Below are 24,319 nucleotides of genomic sequence, written 5' to 3'. Positions count from 1 at the left end.
GCATCCGCGCCCTTGGCTTCCTCGTTTTGCAGTCCGCTGATGCTCCCCGCAAAACTCTGGCGGCCCCAGTCAGGGCCTACAGCGGCACGAGCCGCTGGCGTTATTTGGGCGCGTAGGCCCAGCACTCGACTTCGACACCCGCGCCCAGCGGCAGGGCGCCGACGCCCATGGCGCTGCGGGCCGGCAGCCGATCCGGTTTGAAATAGCTGACATAGACCTGATTGAAGGCCGCCCACTGCGTCATGTCGGTCAGCATGACAGTGCATTTGAAGACGGCGCCCATGCCGCTGCCCACGCGGCCCAGGGCGGCGCTGATGTTGTCCATGGCCGCCTTGGCCTGGACGCCCATGTCGCCCACCACCTTGCCGTCCTGGTTCACACCCAGCTGGCCGGAAACGTAGAGGATGTCGCCCACGCGCACGACTTGGGAATAGGGCACCCTGGTCGTTTCCGGGCGATAGAATTGCACGCCGGCCGGCGGTGCCGCGATGGTGCCATTGGTGGCGCCGCCCCCCTCATCCGGGCCGCCGGGCGGGGCGGCCGTCAGGGCCAGGGCCGGGCCGGCCAGCAGACAGCCCAGCAAAGCCAAACTGATGATGCGCATGGAAACATGTCCCCGTTCCGGCGCGTGGGACGGTTTGTCACCGCCCCACCCTGCCCGGCATTTTTCTGAATGAACCCAACTGCCAAAACTCTCTTTTTAACAGACAACCTGAACGCACGACCTTAGGCATGACCGAGTGCGGCGAGCAGCCGGTCGATATCGGTGTGGTCGTTGAACACCGAAGGGGTGACGCGGAAGCGGTTGGCGCTGACCGTCATCTTGATCTTGGCCGCCGCCAGCTTGGGCCCCAGCTTCTCCCGCGCGTTCTCATAGGCGCAGGTGACCAGGGGCGTGGTGGCCTCGGGCGGGGTCATCAGGCTGTAGCCCAGCTTTGGCAATTCCCGCTTCAGCCGGCCGATCAGGTCCTGGGCATGCGCCTGGATGGCCGGCACGCCCACGCCCAGGATGTAATCCAGGGAATGGTCCAGCTGCGCGATCACCATATGGGCGTGGGTTCCGTGGGCGAAGGTGCCCTCCGCCGTGTCGGCGTAGGCATAGTCGGCGATCATCCCGCCCGGCGGGTCAAAGGGATAGATATGCGGCTTGAACGCGCTCATGCCGTAATAGCCGTACTCGGTGCGTGCCAGCTGGGCGCGGGCGGCCTTGGCCCCATAGACGAAGCCCAGACCGAAATCGCCCATCAGCCACTTGTAGCTGGCGCAGGCGGCGAAATCGACACCGCTGCCCTTCAAATCGACGGGCACGCAGCCGGCGGCATGGATGATGTCGGCGTAGACCAGGGCGCCGTTCGCATGCGCCAGGTCGCACACCGCCTTCAAATCATGCTCGAAGCCGTTGATGGTGGAGACCAGCGACAGGGCCACCAGCTTGGTGTCCTTGCGGATGGCCTGCGTCAGGTCGGAGAGCAGGATGCGGCCCTCCTTGGGCTCCACCCAGGTGACCTCCACCCCATGGCGCTGCATCTCCTCATACAGCGGCAGGGACCCGAAGAAGTGCAGCGTGTCGGTGATGATGTGGCCACCCGATTTGGGAAGCCCCAGGCCGCGCAGCACCATCTGCTCCCCCGCCGTGGTGCTCTGCACATAGGCGATGTCGTCGGCATCGGCATTCACCAGACGGGCAAATTTCTCCCGCACGCCGTCGTCGGGCAGATCATAGCGCGCCGCCGCCGGGTCCAGCATGCGCTTGGACAGATAGGTGTCGACGGCGGCCTTGGCGCCCGTGCTGACGGGGTGCTGGGACCCGCTGTCGAGATAAACCAGGTCGTGGGGGAAAAAGGACGCCTTGTCCGGAAAGTGCGTAGGCAGGGTCGGCTTGGGCGCAACGGCCGGGGCCGTCTGGGCGCCTACGGCGGCCGGCACGACTTCGGCCATGGTGAGAGTGCCGGCGGCCAGCATCACGTCCCTGCGCGTCATTCTCATCCGTGTACTCGTGGGTTTGGAAAAGGCGCCCGTTGGCCAAGAGGCTCCCTGGCTGAAACCATGCTAGCGGAAACCCCGGGGGCATTTTTGGCGAAGTTGCAGGCATTTGGGCGGCGCCCGGGAAATTTTATCCGTTCGTCGGATCGACCGCGCATGGACGTGCCCTGAGGGGCCATTCCCGGAATTATCATTCCACCCCGTTGAGGATGGCGCGGCGGTGCTTCTCACCCGCTTTGGCGGCATCCATGCATAAAACCTGCCCACGCTGGTCGGAATGGTGGAAATTCTACCGGATGGATGGTGGCTTTGCCGGGAACTCCGGAAAGAAAAACCCCATCCCCTGCCCTAAGGTGGTTCGGGAACAGGATGACAGGGAAGACACCCATGGGTTTCGCGCCGTCCGGCCTTGCCGTTTTCGATGCCGCCGCCGTCCGTGCGGGCCTGGGTCATGGGGCGGCCATTTCCGCCGTCCGCCAGGCCATGGTGGACTTGAGCACCGGACGGGTGCGCCAGCAGCTGCGCAGCTTCATCAGCCTGGGCGCCGGCCGCACCTTCGCCATCATGCCGGCGGCCTTCGTCGGTGCGGACCGGCCCGGCTATTTCGGCGCCAAGCTGGTCAGCGTTTATAACGATGGCCAGGGCCGCAAGGCGCACGAGGGGCTGGTGGTGCTGTTTGACGGCGCCAGCGGCCGCCCCGTCTGCCTGGCCGATGCGGCCGAGGTCACGGCCATCCGCACCGCCGCGGCCAGCGCCGTCGCCACCGAAGCCCTGGCCCGGCCGGATGCCGACACCCTGGCCCTGGTGGGCACCGGGCGCCAGGCCCTGGCCCATGCCCTGGCACTGGCCGGCGTGCGCACTGTGCGCCACATTCGCGTCTGGGGCCGCGATCCCGCCAAGACCCAGGCCTTCGCCGCCCAGGTGCAGGCCGCCACCGGCATCGACACCCAAGCCCATGACAGCGTGCAGCGGGCCGTGGCCGGTGCCGCCATCGTCTGCACCATCACCGCCGCCGCCGATCCCATCCTGCGCGGCGACTGGATCGCCCCCGGCACCCATGTGAACGTCGTTGGCTCCAGCGGCCCGGCCCAGGCGGAGATCGACACCGACCTGGTGGCGGCCAGCCGCTTCATCGTCGACCACCGGGAGCATGTGCTGGTCCATGGCGGGGAGTTCCTGCGCGCCAAGGCGGCCGGCACCCTCGGTGACGACCACATCGCGGCGGAGATCGGGGAGGTGCTGGCGGGCCGGGCGCCAGGCCGGCAGTCGGCGGCGCAGATCACCGTTTACAAGTCCCTGGGCCATGCCGTGCAGGATGTGGCCGCCACGGCCTGGCTGTATGAAAACGCCCGCCATCCCGCCACGTCGCCCCTGCCCATCGTCGACGGACATGCCGTGGCCGACAGCCTGGACTATGACACCTGCATTCCCATCGTACGCCAAGCCATGACGGCGCTGTCCAAGGGGGAGACGCAGCAGCTGCCACGCGGCGTGCTGCCCCTGGACCACGGCCATATGTTCGGCGTCATGCCCGGCGCGCTCAACGGTGGGCCCTTTGGCGGCGGGCCCTTCGGCGCCAAGCTGGTGGCCGTGTTCCCGGACAATTTCGACAAGGGCCTGCCCTCGCACCAGGGCGTCATCGTCCTGTTCGACCGTGACAGCGGCAAGCCTGTGGGCGTGGTCGACGGCGGGGAGGTCACGGCCATCCGCACGGCGGCGGCCAGCGCCGTGGCCACCGACGCCCTGGCCCGGCCCGAGGCCAAGACCCTGGCCCTGCTGGGCTATGGCGAGCAGGCCCTGACCCATGCCCATGCCATCGCCCGGGTGCGCCGCCTGAACCGCGTCACCGTCTGGGGCCGTTCCCCCGGCCGCGCCGCCGCCTTCGCCGCGCGGCTGGCGGAGGAACTGGGCCTGCCCGTCCGCGCCGCCGCCAGCGCGCAGGAGGCGGTGGTGGACGCCGACATCGTCTGCACCGTGACGGCCGCGAGGGAACCCATCCTGCACGGCGCCTGGGTGGCGCCGGGGGCGCACGTGAACGTCGTGGGCTCCAGCATCGCCGGCCCGGTGGAGGTGGACCACGACCTGGTCATCCGGTCCCGTTTCATCGCCGATTGCCGGGAGCATGTGCTGCGCCAGGGGGCGGAATTCCTGCGGGCCAAGGCCGCCGGCCTGATCGGCGACGCTCACGTGGTGGCGGAGATCGGGGAGGTGCTGGCGGGCCACGCCGAGGGCCGCCAGTCGGCGGAGCAGGTCACGCTCTACAAGTCGCTGGGCCATGTGGTCCAGGACCTGGCCGCCGCCTGGCCTCTGCTGAAGAAGGATTGAGGCCATGGCGAACGCGGAACTCGACGCCATCGACATGAAAATCCTGACCCATATGCAGCGCGACGCCTCGCTGACCACGGCGGAGCTGGCGGAGCGGGTGGGCATCTCGCAATCCCCTTGCTGGCGCCGCGTGCAGCGCCTGCATGATGAGGGCTACATCAAGTCCCAGGTGGTGCTGGTCGATCGGCAGAAACTGGGCTTCGACATGCACATCTTCGCCCAGGTGAAGATCGCCCGGCTGTCGGAGGAGGAGCGCGAGACCTTTTTCCGGGGCATCCAGAACATCCCCGAGGTGCTGGAGTGCTACACCGTTTTCGGTGAAATGGACGCCCTGCTGAAGATCGTGGCGCCGGACGTGAAGTGGTACCAGGAGTTCATCTTCAACACCCTGATGAAGCTGCCGGGGGTGGAGGACATCCGTTCCATCGTCACCCTGTCGGAGGCCAAGAGCACCACGGCCATCCCGCTGAAACCGCGCACATTCCAATAAGCATCCCCGCGATGCATAGCCTATGCCCGGGACCCAGCGCGGGGCCGGCACTGGGAAAACATAAACCTGCCGCCGTCCGCCATCATGCGGGAACGCGGGGGTGTATGAGCGGCTGGAAACGGCCGGACAGAACAGGTGGGGACCATCCATGAGAAAACTGACCTTGGGCCTGCTGGCCACCTCCATGCTGACATTTAGCGCCGCCGCCGCCGAGGCGCCAGCCCCCCTGGACGTCGTGCTGCGTCCGCACGCCAGCGGCGGCGTGGCCGATCGCATGGACGTGGAACTGCGCATCGCGCATCCCGGCGTGGCCGCCGGCCAGCCCTTGCTGCGCATGCCCACCACCATCGTCTCCACCCCCACGGCGGGCTATGACGCCAGCGCCATCGTGGCGCGAGACGACAAGGGCCCCCTGCCGCTGACCATGGCGGATGAGGCGCCGACGCCCACCGGCAGCTACCGCCACTATGACGCGGGCCGGGCCACGGTGGGCGACGTGGTGGTGCGGTATGGCACCCCGCCCCGCGCCGTCAGCGTCGCCACGCGCAACGGCCCGCTGTTCGATCTGCGTCAGCAGGCAGACGGCCTGATGGGTGCGGGCGTCTACTTCCTGGCCCTGCCGGCGGGGGAGCAGCCCTACCGCATCAGCCTGAAGTGGGACCTGTCAGGCATGCCCAAGGGCGCCCGGGGGATATGGAGCTTGGGCGAAGGCGACCAATCCACGGTCGCCCCGGCGGAACTGCTGGCCTTCTCCTTCTACGCCACCGGCTCGGTGAAGAGCGTGCCGGCGGAGGGGAAGGGCAATTTCGGCCTGTACTGGCTGACCCAGCCGCCGTTCGACGTGAACGACCTGGCCACGGGCATCCAGCGCCTCTACGGCTACATGGCCCATTTCTTCAAGGCTGACGGCGCGCCCTACCGCGTCTTCATCCGCGCCAATCCCTACCCGGCCGGCGGGGGCACGGCCCTGGCCAAGTCCTTCATGTTTGGCTATGGCGTGGACGGCACCACCGCCGCCAGCGACACCCAGATGCTGCTGGCGCATGAGATGACCCACAACTGGCCCAGGCTGGATGGCGGAGAGCATGCCGCCACCGCCTGGTACACCGAGGGCATGGCCGAATATTATTCCGTCGTGCTGGCGCTGCGCGCCGGCGTGATCGACCAGGCCAAGTTCCTGCGCGTGGTCAACGACCATGCCTCCGGCTACTACACCAACCCCTACGTGGCCCTGACCAACACCCAGGCCGGTGCCAAGTTCTGGAGCGACGCCCGCGCCCAACGCGTGCCCTACGGCCGGGGCTTCATGTACCTGGCCCGCGTCGACGCCGAAATCCGCGCCAAATCCAGCGGCACGCGCAGCCTGGACGACTTGGTGCTGGAGGTGCTGGAGCGCCAGCGCGAAGGCGAGAAGGTGGGCCTGGAGCAATGGGTGGCGATGGTGGTGCGCGAGTTGGGCGAACCCGCGCGGCAGGAGTACGAGGACATGGTGGCCGGTAAGCTGATCGAGCCCGCCCCCACCGGCTTCACCCCCTGCTACCGCGCCGTGAAGGCGGCGGAGCGACCCTTCGACCTGGGCTATGACGAGATGCGCCTGGGTGTGGTGGCCGATCTGCGCGCCGACAGTCCGGCCGCCCAGGCCGGCGTGAAGGAAGGCGACCTGATCGTGAGGTCCAGTCCCAAGCAGGCGCTGATGGACGACCCGGCCAAGCAGATGGAGATCACCGTCAAGCGCGACGGCAAGGAGCAGAGCTTCACCTATCTGCCACGCGGCCAGGCCGTGACTAGCTGGCATTGGGAACGCGTGCCGGGGGTGGAGGACAGGGCCTGCCATCTTTGACCGGCTGGGTCGACACATGGGGGCCGGGTCTTTCCCGGCCCTTTTTCATGACCGCCGCCGGCCCGTCGTTCCCTGAAACCGGCACTATCGAGGGCTGCCCGAAGAAGGTAGATTTATGCCGGACAGGGGCGGAAGACCCCATGGGCGATACCAGAATGAACAGGGGGATCACATAGGATATGCCGGCTGCGGAACTCGACGCCATAGACATGAAAATCCTGACGCTGATGCAGAAAGACGCGTCACTAACCACGGCGGAACTGGCTGAAAAGGTGGGGATTTCCCAATCCCCCTGCTGGCGCCGCATCCAGCGCCTGCAGGGCGAGGGCTATATCAAGGGCCAGGTGGTCATCGTCGACCGGGAGAAGCTGGGCTTCCACATGCAGATCTTCGCCCAGGTGAAGATGGCCCGGCTGTCGGACGAGGAACGCCAGACCTTTTTCCGGGGCGTGGAGAACATTCCAGAGATCCTTGAATGCTATACCGTATTCGGGGAGATGGACATCCTGATGAAGGTCGTGGCGCCGGACGTCAAATGGTATCAGCAGTTCATTTTCAGCAGCCTGATGAAGCTGCCAGGCGTGCAGGACATCCGCTCCATCGTGACCCTGTCGGAGGCCAAGCACACCACCGCCGTGCCGCTGAAACCACGCCAGTTCCAGTGAATAAAATTACCCACCGGGCCCAGTCAGGGCTGGCGGGTGATGAAGCGGCCGAGGTCGGCGCTCAGGCGCACCCGCGCCTCGGCGTCGCGGTACATCATGTGCCCGCCGCCGTAGCAGTTCACCGACAGCCGGGCGGACAGGCCCGGCTCCAGCTTGGCCTTCAGAATCTCGTTGGCGGCGCAGCTGTTCAGGCTGTCGTACAGCCCGGCGGCGGCAAAGACGCGCAGCTTGCCGTCCATCTCCATGGCCCTGCGGATCCAGGGTTCCGCACCGGGCGGCCCCTCACCCGCGCGCGCGGCAGCGATGGCGGCGGCGAAGGCGGCCGGTGAGGTATCCCCGGAATTGTAGTCCCACTGCTCGCCCACCGGCTTGGCCGCCGGGTCGGTGTCCTTCTCCAGCCCCAGATAGGGCAGATCGGTGTGGTAGCCCAGGGTCTCGCGCAGGTAACGCACCATGACCGGGCCACCCGGCTCCGCCGCCTCCGCCTGTCCCGCCGTCGTGCTGATACGCATGTCGAAGGTATCCAGCCGACGGCCGGGCAGAAGATTGTTCAGGAACTGGCGGGACGAGACCACCAGGCTGGTCCTGTCAACCAGGGACGGGTCCACGCCCATATGGTGGGCCACATCCTGGACCAGGGCGGCCTTTTGCTGGGCGCTGAGATCGCCCAGATGGGCCAGGGCCGGGGCGTAAACCTGTTCCGCCCAGACGCGGGTGGCCTCAGCCGTGGCCGATGGGCTGGTTCCCGCCAAGCTGGCCGGCAACCGGCCGTGCACCTGGGCGGCGGCGGCACGGCCTGGCAGCCTCAGCGCGGTCACCAGCTCCTTGGGCAGCACCGGCCCCACGGGAATGCCGCCGGAGATGAGGACGACGCCCGCCACCGGCCGGCCGCGCTTCTCCAGTGCCTCCGCCACGCCGGCGGCGCGCCAGACGCCGAAGCTTTCACCGATGAGGTAGACCGGTGTGCGGGCATCGGCATGGCGCTGGGTCCAGACCTGCACGAAGTCGGTGATGGAGGACTGGTCGCCCAGAGTGCTGAAAAAACGCGACCCATCCTGCGCCGTCGCCGGGCGGCTGAAGCCCGTGCCCACGGGATCGACGAACACCAGGTCGCTGTCGGCCAGCAGGGTCTGGGCGTTGTCCACCAGGGCGCCGCCCTCCAGCCGCTTCGGCCCGAAGGCCTCGAAATGCAGCAACGTGGAATTGGCACCAGGCCCGCCGTTCCACAGGAAGGTGACCGGCCGCCCACCTTGCCCGGGAACACGATAGGCGACGTAGAAGATGTGGCCCCGCACCACACCCTGCGCATCGGTCAGGTCCAGGGTCGCGGCCTCGGCCACGTAGCGCAGTGGCTTGCCCGCCAGGGTAATCTGCTGGGCGACTCCGGAAGGGGGTGCCATCGCCGGGTCATGGGCCGCGCAGCCCGCCAAGGCCAGGGCCACCGCGCTGATGCCGTTCCGTATTGCCGCCCGCATGCCCCACTCCCCCGTTGCCGCGTTTCCCTCAGCGATCCCGCCAGGCCCGCAGGCCGGCGTGCAACCGGCTCAATCCCCGGTCCAATGTCTCGGCATCACCGGCGTAGCCCAGACGGACATGGCCGGCCAGGCCGAAATACTCGCCGGGCGCCACCAGCAGATCGACCTGATTCCACAGGTGACGGGTCAGCGCCAGTGTGTCCGCCACCCCGACGATGCGCGGGAAATAAAGGCAACCGGCCGCCGGCACCGCGCCCTCGATCAAGCCCTCGTCCCGCATGGCGGCGGCGTGGCGGTGCAGCACCGGCGTGGTGGCGGTCATGACCGCCTGCCAGTGCCGGTCGAAGGTGTCGGCATTCTCCATCACATGGGCAGCCACGGCGTGCGACAGCTTGGACAGGCCGACATCCCCCTCCGGCTGGCCGGCACGGATGCGGCCCAGCACCTCGGGTGCCGCCACCATCCAGCCGCACTTGAGCGCGAACAGGCCGAACACCTTGGTCAGGCTGGCCAAGCTGATGATGTTGGGCGCCAGCCTGGCCGCCAGCCCGGCCGAGGGGCGCCGGGCGAAATCGCCGTAGACCTCATCCACCACCAGCAGCGCGCCGACGGTGGCCGCCGCCTGCGCCACGGCCTTCAGGGTGGCGTGGTCCAGGAACACGCCGGTGGGGTTGTGCGGGTTGGTCAGGATGACCAGGCGGGTATCGGGCGTCAGCCTGGCCGCCACCTGGGCCGGGTCGATGCCGAAATGCGGCGCCGGCCGGTCCAGCTCATCCACTGCGGCGCCCGCCTCCAAGGCCAGGTTGGTGAGAAGCTTGAACCCCGGGTTTTCGATCAGCACCCGTTCGCCCGGCTTCACCAGGGCGCGCAGGATCAGTTGCAGGGCGCCGGTGACGCCGGTGACGGTCTGCAACCGCTCCGGCGTCTCGTCATAGCGCGCGCACAGCGCGTCGACCAGGAAGCGGTTGCCGTTGGCGAAGACACTGACGTAGCGGTTGCTGAGCCGTGGCGCGCCGTCGTCATCCACGGTGACCAGCGACTTGGCCACCAGTCCCGCCAGCAGATCCGAAGGTTCGCTGATGGTGCTGTCGTACAGGGCGATGGCGTTGGGCCGGCCGGCGAGCGCGCGTATGGACCCCCGCACCCAGTCGGAATATTGGGTGGCCGCGAAGAAGTCGCCGCCGGACGAGGTCCCGGACGGGACGTTGGACGCGGGACCGACGGATTTACCGGCAGATTTCAAGGCGTACTTCCTATTCGGACGAGGCGTTCGGGCGCGAAGGGCCACCGAAGCCGGCAATGCCTAAATTCTATTCGACTTGGCGGGTGCTTTTTTGCGTATGCCCGGGTCCGGCAGGGTGGTGGCGGTCGGTTTATGCGGCATCCCGCCGGAGTCGCGCATAAGCTGACCGCACCGGTTCCCGCCCTATCGGCAATTGGCCGGCGCGTCCAGGCGCCGGGCCCATTGATAGGCTTGCACCGTTTCGCCCCGGGGCAGGTAGGTGATGGGGAAGACCTGGCCGTCGCGGCGTATCTGCAGGGTCAGCGTGGCCTGCTGGTTTCCCTGGATCATGTCCTGCGGCACGGGCTTCACGATCTCATCCCCCTCGCGCAGGCCGGCGTCCGCCGCGGCCGAGCCGGGGATCAGGCCGTGCACGATGCGTTTGGGCTGGATCAACACCTCAGGATCGAAGCCCAGCTGATAGCGGCGCAAGGGGGCCGTGGTGCGGGTGAAGCAGGGGCCGAAGGCATCGTCGTCCGGCAGGACCAGGGCGCCGTTCAGCATGGCGTCCAGTTCCACCTTGCCGCGCGGGCCCAACTCCTTGGTGATGATCGCCACCCAGGCGGCGTGGTCCATGGGTCGGCCGTGGCGGCGGCGGTCCAGCATGGCCAGGATCAGATCATCCAGGGAGCGCTTGCCTTGGCTGGCCTTGCGCACCTCGCCATCCACCAGGGCGAAGTAGAGGGCGCCCCGGTCGTAGGGCAGCACACGGATGCGGGTGTCGGCCCAGAAGCGGTCCGGGATGGCGCTGTTGGGCGTTCCATTCAGGGCGTTGGTGTAGTAGCGGGCGGCGGTGGTGTTGAGATCCTTCAGGAACTCATCACCCGTGATCATGCCGGCGCGCAGCGGCAGGCGGTTCTGGTAATAGACCGCGATGCCCTCGCTGAACCAGGATGAGGTCAGGCCCTGCGGCCCGTCCGCCTTTGAAGCGTCCAGCGACCGCACGAAGGTGTGAACCATTTCGTGCGCCAGGGTGAACTTGAAGTCCTTCACGTCGGTCTTCTGGTCGAAGGTGCCGATGAAGGCGCCGTTCAGTTCCACACCGCCGCCGGCGTTCACCAGGTTGGGCCGCAGGAAAACGCCGTAGGGCGGCATGCCCACCGCCTCGAAATAGCCCAGGTAATGATGATACAGCGATTCCGTCCACCGCATCAGTTCCGTGCCGTCGAAGGGCGGGCTGCCTTGCCAGGCGGAGAAGAAGCCTTGCTTGGGTGGAACCTCGGGATAGCGGTGGATGGCCCCACCCATGACATAGGTGGCGCCAAGGTCGTCCGCACTCAAGGGACCGCTGGAGGTCACGTCACCCGTGCCGAAGTTGGAAACGCCGGCGGCGCCTGGGCCGGCCGCCGACAGGTCCCAACGCAGCGCCAGGCCATACTTGGCATCCGCCTCCGGCAGGATCAAAAAGGTCTCGGCCGCACCGGAAAAGCCGCCGCCGTCGGTGCGCAGTTCCAGCGGCGGGGCGGCGCCGCGCGGGTTGGCCAGGGTGGTGATCGGGGCGCGATAACGGACCGTCAGCGCGCCCTTGACCACCCGCGCCGCCGTCCAGTGGCGGTAGGCCATGGCCGGCCTGTCGGCATCGTCCTTGGCCGTCAGTGCTACGGAACCGGCGGCGTCGCTGGCCGTCAGGTTCGTCAGCGTGTCGGCGACACTCTTGACGTTATTGGCCACCAGCGGCAGGCGCAGCAGCGGCGCCCCCGCCTCCACCGCCACGTCCGGGATCTCAACCGTGACATCGACAAAAGGCACGATTCCTTCCCCATTGGGCCCCGCCCCGTCCGCCGCCGCCGGCTTCAACGTCACGGCCAGCTGGGGCGCTGCCGCCAAGGCCGCCGGTGCGGCGGACAGCGCCAGCAGGGCCGCCAAGCCACTCGTCTTGAAATACCGCATTGCCCGCGCCCCCGCCTGCTTCTACCGACCCCAGAAAACAGGGGGCCGACCCGGTGCTGCCGGACCGGCCCCGTCACTCACGCGTCCATCAAGGCTTGGCCATCAGAAGTCTTTGCTGATGGTCATGCCGAAGGTGCGCGGCTGGATGATGGCCGCCGAGTAGATGCCCGTGCGGGTGATGGTATCCAGCGGGCCGCCGGAGACGAAGGCGATCTCGTTGCCCAGGTTCTTGGCGTAAACGGACAGGTTCCAGTCGTCGTGGGTGACGCCGGCGCGCAGGTCCACGGTGGTGTAGGACGGCATGAAGAAACGCTGGCCTGTGGACTTGGTCGGGAACACGCTGTAGCGGTCGCCGATGTAGGACACGGTGGCGCCGACGAAGCCGTTGAAGCCGTCGATGATGCGGAACTTCTGGTCCGCGGACAGGCTGCCGCTGAACTTGGCGGAGTACGGCAGGCGCTGGCCCTTCAGGCCGTACAGGCCCGAGGTCTTGATGTTTTCGGTCAGCGTCGCGTCGGTGTAGCCCAGGTTGGCCACGACGCTCAGCCCTTCCGAGGGCGTCAGGGTCAGCGTCAACTCGCCACCGCGCGACCGGGCCGTGCCGCCGTTCTGCACGTAGGAGAAGCCGGTGGGCGACGCCGCCTGCAGCTGGATGTCATCCCACTCGATGTCGAACAGGGCGGCGTCCACCGTCAGCAGGCGATCAACCACGACGCCCTTGAAGCCCACCTCGTAGTTGGTGGTGGTGTCGGAGTTGTAGGCGGCGGGCTCACCTGGGGCGGCATTGGGACCGCCCGGACGGAAGCCCGTGGACACGCGGCCATAGACCATCATGTCCTTGTTGATGTGGTACTGCGGGCCCAGCGAATAGGTGAAGACGCTGGTGCCGGAATGGATGTCGGTGATTTCGTTGTCACCCTGCAGCACGCCGCCGACATCCTGGTAGCTTTCTTGGAACTGCCGGCTGAAGCGGCCGCCGAAGGTGAAATCCAGCTTGTCATCGAAGTGATAGGTGGCGGAACCGAAGCCGGCATACTCCCGGTAATGCGACGGTCCGAAGACGGTGTAGAGGTCTGGGAAGCCAACGTTTTCGCCGTTGGCCTTGTTGGCGACGTAGACGTTCTGGCGGTTCAGGTTGTCCTCATTGGTGGCGAAGCCGCCGACCATCCAATCGATCATGCCGCCCGGCTGGGATTCCAGGCGGATTTCCTGGCTGAGCTTGTTCGTCTGGTAATAGTTGTAGATGCCGGTGCCCAGGCCCGGCAGGGCCGAAGACGGGAAGAAGAAGCCCAGATAGCGGCCGAAGGTGCCGGTGGTGTCCTGCGGGCCGTTGAACACCGTGTGGCTATAGGAGGTGACGGCCACCAGGTTGGCGAAGCCCAGGTCGGCCTTCAGGTTGCCGTTGTAGATGCCCATGTCGAGATAGCCGGTGTTCAGGCCGGCGATGGGCGCCTGGGTATAGTCGCCATAGGTGGGCACGCGATCCACCGAGACGTACTCGTTGGCCGAGCCGCCGGCCGTCATGTGCTGGTAGGTGGCGGATGCCTGGTAGCTGACGCTGGGCGTGATCTGCCATAGCAGGCTGGCGCGGCCGCCTTCCGTGCGGTTGACGTTGATTTCCGTCTGGCCGCTGTTGGCGTTGGTCATGTAGCCCGGGTCCATGCGGGCGAAGGCGCTGACCCGCAGGCCCAGCTTGTCCTCGACGATGGGCACGTTGATGTAGGCGCGGCCGCCGCCGCCCTCGCCGCCATGGGCGACGCTGGAACCGGACACGGCCACTTGGCCGAAGGTCTCGGTCAGGCTGGGCGCCGCCGTCACGTAGCGGATCAGGCCGCCCATGGAGCTGGCGCCATACAGGCTGCCCTGGGGCCCGCGCAGCACTTCGATTTGCTGCAGGCTGGACGGATCGATTTCCGGCACCACCGCGTCACCCAGGCCGCCGCTGGTGGCGGAGCCGATGGGAACGTCATCGATGGTCAGGCCCACGGTGGGGTTATTGCCGGCACCCGTGGTGATGCCACGGATGGCGATGGTGGTGCGGCCGTTGCCGCTGGACGTGACGTTCAGGCCCGGCACCTGGGTGTAGAAGTCGCGCAGCTGGGTGTTGTTGGCTTGCAGCAGCGACTGGCTGGAAACGACGGCGATGGAGGCCGGCACGTCCATCAGGCGTTCGGTCTTCTTCTGCGCCGTGACGACGATCTCTTGCAGCTCATCCAAGCTGTCGTCGGCCGCGGCACCATCGGCGAAACTCGGCAGCGACCAGAAAGAAAAAGTTGTAAGAATAGTCGTGGCGAGTAACGCCCGGATTCCACGAGTGCCCTGCATATTACTACCCCCTGTTCTTATGAGCGCCCTCTACCGCCACCAATCCTTGTGGGATTTTGTTATTCGGCGGGGTCGAAAAAGATAATTTATGATACCGCCGCGCCTGGGGTTTTCTTTCCAAATTGCGTATGCCGAAGCGGGTGGGCAGAAAATTTTATTCCCCAAGTGAGCGCTGCAGAAATTTTCTGCCGGGACCGGTCGGCAGCGCATTCCGCGCAGGTGGGCGAAGGACCATCAGGCGGAACCGAACACCCCTCGGCTGTCATAAGACGGCATTTCCAATGCCCTTGATCCTGGATGGAGGAATAGATTTTCCCTGAATGCGCGCGATAAGCCAGGACCTGTCGCAAGGCCGAAAAACAAACGCCCGCAGGCGGCACCTGCGGGCGTGCGATTTCCGGGATTGCCGGCGTCAGGGTGCTGGATGGACGAAGGCGCGGATGTCGGCACCGAACTTGCGGGCGGCCCCCTCATCCGTGTAGGCCATGTGCCCGCCCTCATAGAAGGTCAGCCGCACGCTGCCCTCGGGCCAGCCGCCCTGGCGGGCCAGCAACTCCGCCGCCCCCACCGTGGTCTGGGTGTCGTAATAGCCGTTGCCGATCAACAGCCGCATCTTGGGACTGGCCTTCATGGCCTTCAGCAGCCGGTCGCTGTAGGCCCAGTTGGCGAAAGGCGAGGCGAAGCCCCATCCCCAGTCGTCCAGCCCCTGGACCTCCGCTATCTCCACATAGGGTTCGGCGCGGTCGACCTTCAGGTCGGTGTGGAGGTAGTCCTTGAACAGGCGGGAGAATGCCGGCATGACGGCCGCGGCGAACGGATCGGGCCCGATGCCCTTGCCGGTGATGGGGGCGGCATAGCGCGCGTCGGCGCGACCCAGCAGCAAGCCCTGATCCTTCAGCAATTCGCCCCGGTACTGCTCCTTGCTGATGCGCAGGGCGTGGTCGCGGTAATAGGCGGCGGGAATGCCGGTCAGATCCTGCAGGCGCTGGGCCACGCGGTCGCGGTCCGCCGCCGGCAATTCGCCGCCCTGGTACAAGGCGGGCATGTAATCGCTCTGGGCGTAGCGCCGCGCCTCATCCACGAAAGCTTCCAGCGACAGGCCGTGGCGGTCCACCTTCTGGTGGTACCAGGCAATGGCCGCCAGGGTGGGCAGCGACACCACGTAACTCATGATGTTCTGCGGCCGTTGCACGTATTCGATGATGTTGACCGCCTGGCCCATCAGCAGCACGCCAGCCAGCGGGATGGGCTTGGGCAGCTCGGCCAGTTGGCCGGCCACCTCGGCCGCACGCATGGTGCCGTAGCTTTCACCCAGCAGGTAAACGGCGGACACGTCGCGGTGATGCTGCGCCAGCCAAGCCTGAATGAAGGCCGTGACCTCCTGCCCGTCCGCCTTCACCGAGAAATAGCTCTTGGGATCGACGCCCTCGGCCACTCGGCTGAAACCGGTGGAGGCCGGGTCGATGAACACCAGGTCGGTGGCGTCCAGCGGCGAATAGGGGTTGTCCACCAGCGTGAAGGTGGAGGGATCAGCCTTCAGGTCATCCGGCACGGCCACGCGTTTCGGCCCCATGACACCCAGGTGCAGCCAGAGGGAGGCGGTGATGGGCCCGCCGTTGAAGACGAAGGTCACCGGCCGTTTGGCCGCGTCCTTGGCTTCCACGGTGTAGGCGAAGCTCACCAGGTGCGCGCCCGGCTTGCCCGCGGCGTCATTCACGTCCGTCCCTTCCACCGTCGCGGTGTAGGCCAGCTTATGGCCGTTCAGCGTGGTGGTGTGATGGGTCACGGCCGGCGCGTCCGCGAATGCCGACATGGATGCGGCCAGCATCAGCGCGGCCATCAGGCCCCCCACTTTACGTCCGGTGGCTTTGCCGGTCATCATCGTCCCCCTGTCGCAGGCGCCCTGTTCTCAGGGGAAATAATACCGGCCGGCGGCGGAATGTTTTTGCGTTATCCCGCTCGCCGGGCGGGTGACGGCAAGTTTTATGCGGGGACTGGCCGTCAGGGGGTGGCCTTGGCCGTGGCGTGGCGCGCCTGGTAGGCTTGCATGGCTTCCTGGTACGCCGGAGATTGCTGCGCGGCCGGTAGGGTGCGGAGCTTCTTTTTCTGCTTCAGCACAAAGGTTTCCGCCGTCAGGCTGGCATGCTCCCCACAGAACTTGGCGCAGGCGCCGGTGGGATCGCTAAAGCCCACCTCATCCCCGCTAAGGGTCATGGTCAGCAGGCAGCGCTGTGTGGGCGCCGGATCCTGGAAGACGAAGCTGCCGATCTTTTTGTATTCCGCGATGCCGGTCAGGGTGCAACTCTGCCCGTTATAAAAGGACAGGCGCATGTCCAGGTAGGCGGCGCCATCCGCCACCGGCGTCACCTGCAGCACGTCCTCCGCCCCGTGGATGCTGTCGGCGGTCTTGACCGGGTGACGGTAGATGCCGGCGATGCGGGCCAGCAGCATCTTGGCGTCGGCCTTGCTGCCATCGGGGGCGTAGGCCATGGCGCGCTTGGCCGATTCCGCCTGCACCGCCTTGATCTTCATCCGGTATTCCCGTTCCAGGCAGGCGCGGGCGTCCAGCGTGGCATCGCAGCGCTGGAACATCGCCTCGTCCACCGTCCAGGCACGGCCCAGGCGGACATAGGGCACATCCTGAACACTGTCGATCAACTGGTGCAGGCCGGGATCGGCGCACAGCGCCTGGAAGGAGGCTGAGGTGGGCGCCTGGCAGTCCGCCGGCGTGAGACCGGGCACGGGCGCCTCTGCGGCCACCGCCCCGCCGCTTCCCAACACGACCGCCAGAAAGGTGATGACCGCCCGCTTGCCCATGACGCCCCCAACGCCCCTGTGCTTACCCGGGTGAACTGTGCCTAAGGGCAACGGTGGGCGCAAGGGATCGCCTGGGCACTCACCGTTTTGCACCCTAGGCACCGCGCACTAGGACGTGGCGCTTGCGCCCCGCCGACAGGCGCACCGGCAGGGCCCGCGCCACGATGCGGGCATCCAGGTCCGCCACTGCCACCCCATCGACCCGCACGCCGCCCCCGGCGATCAGGCGCCGCGCCTCCCCTTTCGAGGCCGCCAGGCCGCCGCGCACCAGCAGGTCGACCACCAGGGCGCCGTCCGGCACCTCCTCCACCGTCAGCGCCACCGCCGGCAGGCCCTCGGCGTTGGTGCCGGTGAAGGCCCGGCGGGCGGTCTCATTGGCGGCCTGGGCTGCCTCGGGCCCGTGGGCCAGGGCGGTCGCGGCGTTGGCCAGCACCTCCTTGGCCTGGTTGATCTCCGCCCCCGGCAGCGCCTCCAGTTCCGCGATGCGCTCCAGCGGCAGATCGGTGAACAGGCGCAGGAAGCGGCCGACGTCGGCATCCTCCGTGTTGCGCCAGAACTGCCAGTAGCCGTAGGGCGGCAGCCGGTCGGCGTTCAGCCAGACGGCACCGCCGGCGGTCTTGCCCATCTTGGCACCGGACGCGGTGGTCAGCAGCGGGGTGGTCAGGCCGAAGACCTCCCGCCCCTCAAGCCGGCGCACCAGGTCGATGCCGTTGACGATATTGCCCCATTGGTCCGACCCGCCCATCTGCGCCAGGCAGCCGGCGCGGCGGTGCAGTTCCAGGAAATCGAAGGCCTGGAGGATCATGTAGTTGAATTCCAGGAAGCTCATGGGGTCCTGCCGCTCCAGCCGCGCCTTCACGCTGTCGAAGGACAGCATGCGGTTGACGGAGAAATGGCGGCCGATGTCGCGCAACAGGTCGATGTAACCCAGGCGGTCCAGCCAATCGGCGTTGTTGACCATGACGGCATCGATGGGCCCCGACCCGAAGGTCAGGAAACGTTCGAAAACCCGGCGGATGCCCTGGATGTTGGCGGCGATCTGGTCGTCGGTCAGCAGCGGACGTTCCGTGGCGCGAAAGCTGGGGTCACCCACCCTGGTGGTGCCGCCGCCGATCAGCACGATGGGCTTGTGCCCCGCCCGTTGCAGGCGGCGCAGCGTCATGATGGGCAGCAGATGCCCCACGTGCAGGCTGTCGGCCGTGGCGTCGAAGCCGATGTAGACCGGCACCACACCGGCCGCGAAGGCCGCGTCCAGCCCATCCAGGTTGGTGCACTGGTGAATGTAGCCGCGCGCGCCAAGCACCTGCAGGGCGGTGGAGCGTGGTGTCTGTGGGGAAAAATCCTGGGTATCCATGAAGCGGTTCCTGGTCTGGTGGACCGCCACCAAGAGGGAGACCGCTTTCTGGAAAACGACTGCCGCCTTGGCGGCGGCATCGTTTCAACATGGTCGAACAACGCCGCTCCTATCAGGAGGGCGCGTAATACGTGCAGCAGAGGGGCAGCGTCGTGACCATGGGCGGATGGTGATCATCCCGCCGCCGTCCTGTCAAGCCGCCGCAGCGCATAGCCTCCTTATTTAACATAATTTTGTTGTCAATTATATAGATTGACTCTCAACAGATCGTTAATTTAGCCTCAACTTAGATCGTAGAATAACGCGCACCGATTGATAAATAACATATCCCATAGTGTTGATTTGCGGGAGACCATGATGGGTAAAGCCTATTCCGCCCTTTGCCGCCTGGCCCTGGCTGCGGCCTTGACCCTGGGTATTGGCGCGGCATCCGCAGCGGAAAAGCCGGTGCGCATCGGCTATCAGAAATACGGAACCCTGCTTCTGCTGAAGGAAAGCGGCAAGCTGGACGAACAGCTGAAAGCCCAAGGCGTCGCTGTGGAATGGCGGGAATTCCCCGGCGGCCCGCAGTTGCTGGAGGCGCTGAACGTCGGCGCGCTGGACTTCGGCATCACCGGCGAAGCGCCCCCCATCTTCGCCCAGGCCGCGGGCGCCCCCCTAGTCTATGTCGGCGTGGAACCGCCGGCACCCAAGGGCGAGGCCATCCTGGTACCCAAGGATAGCCCGCTGAAAAGCGTGGCCGACCTGAAGGGCAAGAAGGTGGCGCTGAACAAGGGCTCCAACGTCCACTACCTGCTGGTGAAGGCGCTGGAGGAAGCGGGCCTGGCATACAGCGACATCCAGCCCACCTACTTGGCGCCGGCCGACGCCCGCGCGGCGTTCGAGCAGGGCAGCGTCGATGCCTGGGTCATCTGGGACCCCTACTACGCCGCCGCGGCCGCCGCCACCCAGGCCAGGGTGCTGTTGGACGGCGTGCGCCCCGACGGCAGCAATCTGGTGGCCAACCACCAGTTCTACCTGGCCGAACGCGGCTTCAACGAGACGCGGCCCCAGGTGGTTCAGACCATCCTGGCGGCACTGAAGGACATCGACGCCCAGTCCAGGGGCGACCAGAAGGCCGTGGCCCAGCGCCTGAGCCCGCAGGTGGGCATCCCGGCGCCGGTGCTGGAAACGGCGCTGGCCCGCATGGGCTACGGCGTGCAGCCCATTACGCCCGAGGTGGTCGCTGCCCAGCAGAAGATCGCCGACACCTTCCACCAGCTGGGGCTGATCCCCAAGCCCATCCGCGTCTCCGACGCCATTCCCGGATCGAAATCATGAGCGACACCCCCCTTCACCCTGCCGAACCGGTGACGGAAGCGAACGTCTTCTGGTTCATCCCCACCCATGGCGACGGCCGCTATCTGGGCACCACCCACGGCGCCCGCGCCGTCAGCTTCGATTACCTGAAGCAGATCGCACAGGCGGCCGACAGCCTGGGCTACTACGGCGTGCTGCTGCCCACCGGGCGCAGTTGCGAGGACAGCTGGGTCATCGCCTCCGCCCTGGCCCCGCTGACGGAACGCTTGCGCTATCTGGTAGCGGTACGGCCCGGCTTGCAGTCGCCCACCGTTTCGGCCCGTATGGCGGCCACACTGGACCGGGTGTCCAACGGCCGGCTGCTGATCAATGTGGTAACCGGCGGCGACCCGGTGGAGAACGCCGGCGACGGCATCTTCCTGTCGCATACAGAGCGCTATGAGGTGACGCGGGAATTCTTGTCGGTCTGGACCCGCCTGATCGCCGGCGAGACGGTGCATTATGAAGGCAAGCACATCCGCATCGAGGATGGGCGACTGTTCTTCCCCTCCCTGCAGCGGCCCTACCCGCCCCTGTATTTCGGCGGATCATCGACCGCCGGCATCGACGTGGCGGCGGAGACGGTCGACAAATACCTGACCTGGGGCGAGCCACCGGCGCAGGTGGCGGAGAAGGTGGCCGTCGTCCGCGCCGCCGCAGCCGCCAAGGGCCGCAAGGTGACCTTCGGCATCCGCCTGCATGTCATCGTGCGCGAAACCAACGAGGCTGCCTGGCGTGCCGCCGATGAGCTGATCCAGCACGTGGATGACGCCACCATCGCCCAGGCCCAGAAGACCTTCGCCCGCATGGACAGCGTGGGTCAGGCCCGCATGCAGGCGCTGCACGGCGGCCGGCGCGACAAGCTGGAGGTCAGCCCCAACCTGTGGGCCGGCGTGGGCCTGGTGCGCGGCGGCGCCGGCACCGCCCTGGTGGGCGATCCGGAGACGGTGGCGCAGCGCATGAAGGAATACATGGCCGTCGGCATCGACAGCTTCATCCTGTCGGGCTACCCGCACCTGGAGGAAGCCTACCGCTTCGCCGAACTGGTCTTCCCCCTGCTGCCGCTGGCGCCCGGCAATGGCCGGGACAAGGGCGAGGCCACCAACCATGGCCCGTTCGGCGAGCGCATCGCCAACACCCTGCCCCCGGCGCCCAAGGATACCGCCGCCCTGCGCCAGGCGTCGGCATCATGACCAGGGCTACCGCGCTGCGCCGGGGGCTGGTCCCCTGGCTGCTGCCCATCGCCCTGCTGGCGGTGTGGGAGGTGGCGGCCAAGGCGGGATGGCTGTCGGCCCGCGTGCTGCCGGCGCCCAGCGACATCGCCGTCGCTTTCTGGACCACGTTGAAGGACGGCAGCCTGCCCCACCACGTCGGCATCAGTGCCGAACGCGCCGTGCTGGGCCTGGCCATCGGCGGCGGCCTGGGCTTCGCCCTGGGCCTGATCAACGGCGCCCTGCCCCTGGCCGAGGACATCCTGGACAGTTCCTTGCAGATGCTGCGCAACGTGCCGCACCTGGCCATCATCCCCATGGTCATCCTGTGGTTCGGCATCGGGGAGGAGGCGAAGGTCTTCCTGGTGGCCGTGGGCGTTCTGTTCCCCATGTACCTCAACACCTTCCACGGCATCCGCTCGGTGGACCGGGGCCTGGTGGAGATGGGGCGGGTCTATGGCCTGAGGCCCGTGGCCCTTTATCTGCGCGTCATCCTGCCGGGCGCCTTGCCCGCCATCCTGGTGGGCCTGCGCTACGCCCTGGGCATCATGTGGCTGACCCTGATCGTGGCGGAGACCATCTCCGCCTCCTCCGGCATCGGCTACATGACCATGAACGCGCGGGAGTTCCTGCAGACCGACATGGTGCTCCTGGGCATCATCGTCTACGCCCTGCTGGGAAAGCTGGCCGACATCGCGTCGCGCTGGCTGGAGCGCAGGGCGCTGGAGTGGAACCCGTCCTTCCATACCGGGCTGGAGGCGGCATGATGGTCCCCCTGCGCGCGGCGCCCCCACCCCAGGTTCAGCCCGAGGTTCAGGACCAGACTACCGTTACCGGCAAGGGCTTGGAACTGGCCTTCGACGGCGTCACCAAGGCCTTCGGCGACGTGGGCGTGCTGAAGGGCCTGGACCTGGTAATCCCGGCTGGGCAGTTCGTCGCCGTCGTCGGCCGCTCGGGCGGTGGCAAGACCACGCTGATGCGCCTCATCGCCGGGCTGGACGGCCCAACCAGTGGCACCATCCGCATCGACGGCACGGCCCGCCGGGGCCTGCAGCCCGACGTGCGCCTGCTGTTCCAGGACGCCCGCCTGCTGCCCTGGCAGCGGGTGCTGAGCAATGTCGGCATCGCCCGGGGGCCCGGCTGGAAGGCACGCGCCCAGGCGCTGCTGGCCGAGGTGGGCCTGGCGGATCGCGCGGGCGACTGGCCCTACGTCCTGTCCGGCGGGCAGAAGCAGCGCGTGGCCCTGGCCCGCGCCCTGGTGACGGAGCCCGGCATCCTGCTGCTGGACGAACCCTTCGGCGCCCTGGACGCCCTGACCCGGGCGGACATGCACCGCCTGCTGACCCGGATTTGGGGCCAGCACGGCTTCACCGCCATCCTCATCACCCACGACGTGGCCGAGGCCGTGGCCCTGGCCGATCGCGTGCTGGTGCTGCGCGACGGGCGCGTGGCCGAGGACATCGCCGTCGACATCCCGCGCGGCGCCCGCGCCACCGGCGCCCCCCGGCTGGCGGAACTGGAACGCCGCATCCTCAACGCCGTCTAAAAGAGAGTGCCCCTGGACGCGCAACGATCACTTTTGAAGTTCACAAAAGGCAACTACGTGCCGCCTTGAACCAATCGCTTGCCCCTGACACTCTGGCACCCGACAGCCTGACCGCCGCCGCCCTATAGACGGCATCGCTGCACCGGTATCACTTGATCGGGTTCCCCATGTCCCTGGGTGATGCGCACCAAAGAACCGCCCCCCGCGTCGTCATCCTGGGCGGCGGCTTCAGCGGGGCCGTGGCCGCCTTGCACTTGGCCCGGGGCACGCCGGTGCCGGTGGACATCGATATCGTGGAGCCGCGTCCGCTGCTGGGGGGCGGTGTCGCCTATTCCACCCCCGATCCGCAGCACCGCATCAACGTGCCAGCCGCGCGCATGAGCGCTTTTTCCGCCGACATGGGCCATTTCGACCGCTGGCTGCGCCGCTCCGGCGTGCTGGCCACGGACCCGCAGGCCCTGGTCAAGGGCGGGCACATCTTCTCCAGCCGGCTGGAGTTCGGGCGCTATCTCGACGGGCTGGTGCGGGAACAGGCGGCCTCCGACGGGCCCGCCCACATCCGTCATGTGCAGCAGCGGGCGACATCCATCACCCCCATCCCCCGTGATGCGCCGCCGGGCCAGTCCTTCGGCTATGCCGTGGCGCTGGAAAACGGCGGCCGTCTGGTGGCCGATGTGGTGATCATCGCCACCAGCCACCCGCCGCCGGCCCCGCCCCGGAACCTCGTAGCGGCGCTGGGCGACGACCCGCGCCTGATCGCGAACCCCTGGGCGCCCGGCGCGCTGGAGGGGCTGGACACCAACGCCCGGGTGCTGGTGGTGGGCTCGGGCCTCACCATGGCCGACATCCTGGCCACGCTGGAGGCCGGGGGGCACAAGGGGCCAATCACCGTCTTCTCCCGTCGTGGCCTGACGCCCCGGGGACATGCCCTGGACGCGAGCGAGCTGGTGGGTGACTTCGCCACCCGGCCGGAGGTGACGGCCCTGGCCCTGCTGCGCCGCATCCGCGCCACGGTGAAAGCTGCGGATGTGGAGGGCCGGCCGTGGCAGACGGTGCTGGACGCCGTGCGCCGGGACGCCCGCGCCATCTGGCAGGCCCTACCCCTGGACCAGAAGCGCAAAATGCTGCGTCACCTGCGCCCCTTCTGGGACGCGCACCGCTACCGCATCGCCCCGCAGCCGGAGGCGACCATCCATGAGCTGGAAGCGCGGGGGCAGCTTGAAATCCTGGCGGCCAACCTGGCCGACATCCGGGCCGATGCCGCTGGCGTGCATGTCACCCTGCGTCCCCGCCGGGGCGGCCCCGCCCTGACCCGCACGGTGGACGCGGTGGTGGTGGCCACCGGGCCGGCACACGACCATCTGATCGATGCCGTTCCCGCCCTGGCCCCCCTGGTGTCGACCGGACGCCTTCATCCCGACGCGCTGGGCCTGGGCATCGCCGTGGATGAGCAGAGCCGCGTCATCGACGTGCGCGGCGTGCCGGATGAGACGTTGTGGGTGGCCGGCCCCCTTGCCCGCGCCACCTTCGGCGAGCTGATGGGCCTGCCTCAGGTGCTGATCCATGCGGAGGAGGTGGCGCGGTCCGTGGCCCAGCGTCTGCCGGGCCAGGCCGCCCCGGAAAAGCCGAAGGCGGGCACCCGCAGCCGGATGCCCGCCTGATCGGACTGGGTTTAGATCACCCGGCGGATCCAGCCATCCACCAGCGGGGCCTGGCTGCCGCGCTGCATGCCGACCAGGCGCTCACGCAGGTCTGCCGTGGTCGACCCGCCCTCACCA

General features: G+C 67.6%; 18 protein-coding genes. 9 read left to right on the top strand and 9 right to left on the bottom strand.

The features are described from left to right. Positions 1–100 precede the first annotated feature (100 nt). Complete coding sequence (locus P5F91_RS02260) at positions 101–604, bottom strand: RidA family protein (RefSeq protein WP_277906357.1); 504 nt, start codon at positions 602–604, stop codon at positions 101–103. 122 nt (positions 605–726) lie between these two features. After that, complete coding sequence (locus P5F91_RS02255; RefSeq protein WP_277906356.1) at positions 727–1,980, bottom strand: aminotransferase class V-fold PLP-dependent enzyme; 1,254 nt, start codon at positions 1,978–1,980, stop codon at positions 727–729. 390 nt (positions 1,981–2,370) lie between these two features. Here P5F91_RS02255 and P5F91_RS02250 point away from each other — a divergent pair, with 390 nt between their 5' ends. From P5F91_RS02250 to P5F91_RS02235, 4 genes are all read left to right on the top strand, one after another. Beyond that, positions 2,371–4,308 carry an ornithine cyclodeaminase family protein gene (locus tag P5F91_RS02250; RefSeq protein ID WP_211107047.1) on the top strand — a complete coding sequence of 646 codons (1,938 nt, stop codon included), beginning with the start codon at positions 2,371–2,373 and terminating at the stop codon, positions 4,306–4,308. 4 nt (positions 4,309–4,312) lie between these two features. Continuing rightward, positions 4,313–4,798, top strand: a complete 486-nt coding sequence (locus P5F91_RS02245; protein WP_145612652.1) for an Lrp/AsnC family transcriptional regulator — start codon at positions 4,313–4,315, stop codon at positions 4,796–4,798. A gap of 148 nt (positions 4,799–4,946) precedes the next feature. Beyond that, positions 4,947–6,638 (top strand): M61 family metallopeptidase, encoded by a 1,692-nt coding sequence (locus P5F91_RS02240; protein WP_277906355.1) that lies wholly within the window; start codon positions 4,947–4,949, stop codon positions 6,636–6,638. A gap of 179 nt (positions 6,639–6,817) precedes the next feature. Then, positions 6,818–7,303 (top strand): Lrp/AsnC family transcriptional regulator, encoded by a 486-nt coding sequence (locus P5F91_RS02235; RefSeq protein ID WP_088874737.1) that lies wholly within the window; start codon positions 6,818–6,820, stop codon positions 7,301–7,303. 23 nt (positions 7,304–7,326) lie between these two features. Here P5F91_RS02235 and P5F91_RS02230 read toward each other — a convergent pair whose 3' ends face one another. From P5F91_RS02230 to tyrS, 7 genes are all read right to left on the bottom strand, one after another. Continuing rightward, positions 7,327–8,778 (bottom strand): S10 family serine carboxypeptidase-like protein, encoded by a 1,452-nt coding sequence (locus P5F91_RS02230; RefSeq protein WP_277906354.1) that lies wholly within the window; start codon positions 8,776–8,778, stop codon positions 7,327–7,329. Positions 8,779–8,806: 28 nt separating this feature from the next. Next, on the bottom strand, positions 8,807–10,021 hold the full coding sequence (locus tag P5F91_RS02225) for a pyridoxal phosphate-dependent aminotransferase (RefSeq protein ID WP_186454897.1): 1,215 nt from the start codon (positions 10,019–10,021) through the stop codon (positions 8,807–8,809). 183 nt (positions 10,022–10,204) lie between these two features. Continuing rightward, positions 10,205–11,950 (bottom strand): M61 family metallopeptidase, encoded by a 1,746-nt coding sequence (locus P5F91_RS02220; protein WP_277906353.1) that lies wholly within the window; start codon positions 11,948–11,950, stop codon positions 10,205–10,207. 102 nt (positions 11,951–12,052) lie between these two features. Next, the gene (locus P5F91_RS02215) at positions 12,053–14,167 is read right to left on the bottom strand and encodes a TonB-dependent receptor (RefSeq protein ID WP_277906352.1); all 2,115 of its coding nucleotides are present in this window, start codon (positions 14,165–14,167) and stop codon (positions 12,053–12,055) included. A gap of 520 nt (positions 14,168–14,687) precedes the next feature. Next, positions 14,688–16,115 (bottom strand): S10 family peptidase, encoded by a 1,428-nt coding sequence (locus P5F91_RS02210; RefSeq protein ID WP_277906351.1) that lies wholly within the window; start codon positions 16,113–16,115, stop codon positions 14,688–14,690. 161 nt (positions 16,116–16,276) lie between these two features. Next, positions 16,277–17,092, bottom strand: a complete 816-nt coding sequence (locus P5F91_RS02205; protein ID WP_145612659.1) for a hypothetical protein — start codon at positions 17,090–17,092, stop codon at positions 16,277–16,279. A 94-nt stretch (positions 17,093–17,186) separates the two neighbouring features. Continuing rightward, on the bottom strand, positions 17,187–18,446 hold the full coding sequence (tyrS, locus tag P5F91_RS02200; RefSeq protein ID WP_277906350.1) for a tyrosine--tRNA ligase: 1,260 nt from the start codon (positions 18,444–18,446) through the stop codon (positions 17,187–17,189). A 354-nt stretch (positions 18,447–18,800) separates the two neighbouring features. Between tyrS and P5F91_RS02195 the strand changes: the two genes are divergently transcribed. The 5 genes from P5F91_RS02195 (at position 18,801) to P5F91_RS02175 (ending at position 24,202) form a co-directional block, all read left to right on the top strand. Further along, positions 18,801–19,766: a sulfonate ABC transporter substrate-binding protein gene (locus P5F91_RS02195; protein WP_145612661.1), complete on the top strand. Its 966-nt coding sequence runs from the start codon at positions 18,801–18,803 to the stop codon at positions 19,764–19,766. After that, positions 19,763–20,977 (top strand): FMNH2-dependent alkanesulfonate monooxygenase, encoded by a 1,215-nt coding sequence (ssuD, locus tag P5F91_RS02190; RefSeq protein ID WP_145612662.1) that lies wholly within the window; start codon positions 19,763–19,765, stop codon positions 20,975–20,977. The genes P5F91_RS02195 and ssuD overlap by 4 nt, the downstream gene beginning before the upstream one ends. Then, complete coding sequence (gene ssuC / locus P5F91_RS02185; RefSeq protein ID WP_277906349.1) at positions 20,974–21,762, top strand: aliphatic sulfonate ABC transporter permease SsuC; 789 nt, start codon at positions 20,974–20,976, stop codon at positions 21,760–21,762. Before ssuD ends, ssuC begins: the two co-directional genes overlap by 4 nt. Next, positions 21,759–22,541, top strand: a complete 783-nt coding sequence (locus P5F91_RS02180; RefSeq protein ID WP_277906348.1) for an ATP-binding cassette domain-containing protein — start codon at positions 21,759–21,761, stop codon at positions 22,539–22,541. The genes ssuC and P5F91_RS02180 overlap by 4 nt, the downstream gene beginning before the upstream one ends. A 167-nt stretch (positions 22,542–22,708) precedes the next feature. After that, the gene (locus tag P5F91_RS02175; RefSeq protein WP_145612664.1) at positions 22,709–24,202 is read left to right on the top strand and encodes an FAD/NAD(P)-binding protein; all 1,494 of its coding nucleotides are present in this window, start codon (positions 22,709–22,711) and stop codon (positions 24,200–24,202) included. The last annotated feature ends 117 nt before the right edge of the window (positions 24,203–24,319 follow it).

The sequence above is a fragment of the Nitrospirillum amazonense genome (assembly GCF_029594735.1).
In the GTDB taxonomy this organism is placed as follows: domain Bacteria; phylum Pseudomonadota; class Alphaproteobacteria; order Azospirillales; family Azospirillaceae; genus Nitrospirillum; species Nitrospirillum amazonense.
This window is presented reverse-complemented; position numbering and strand designations above follow the sequence as displayed.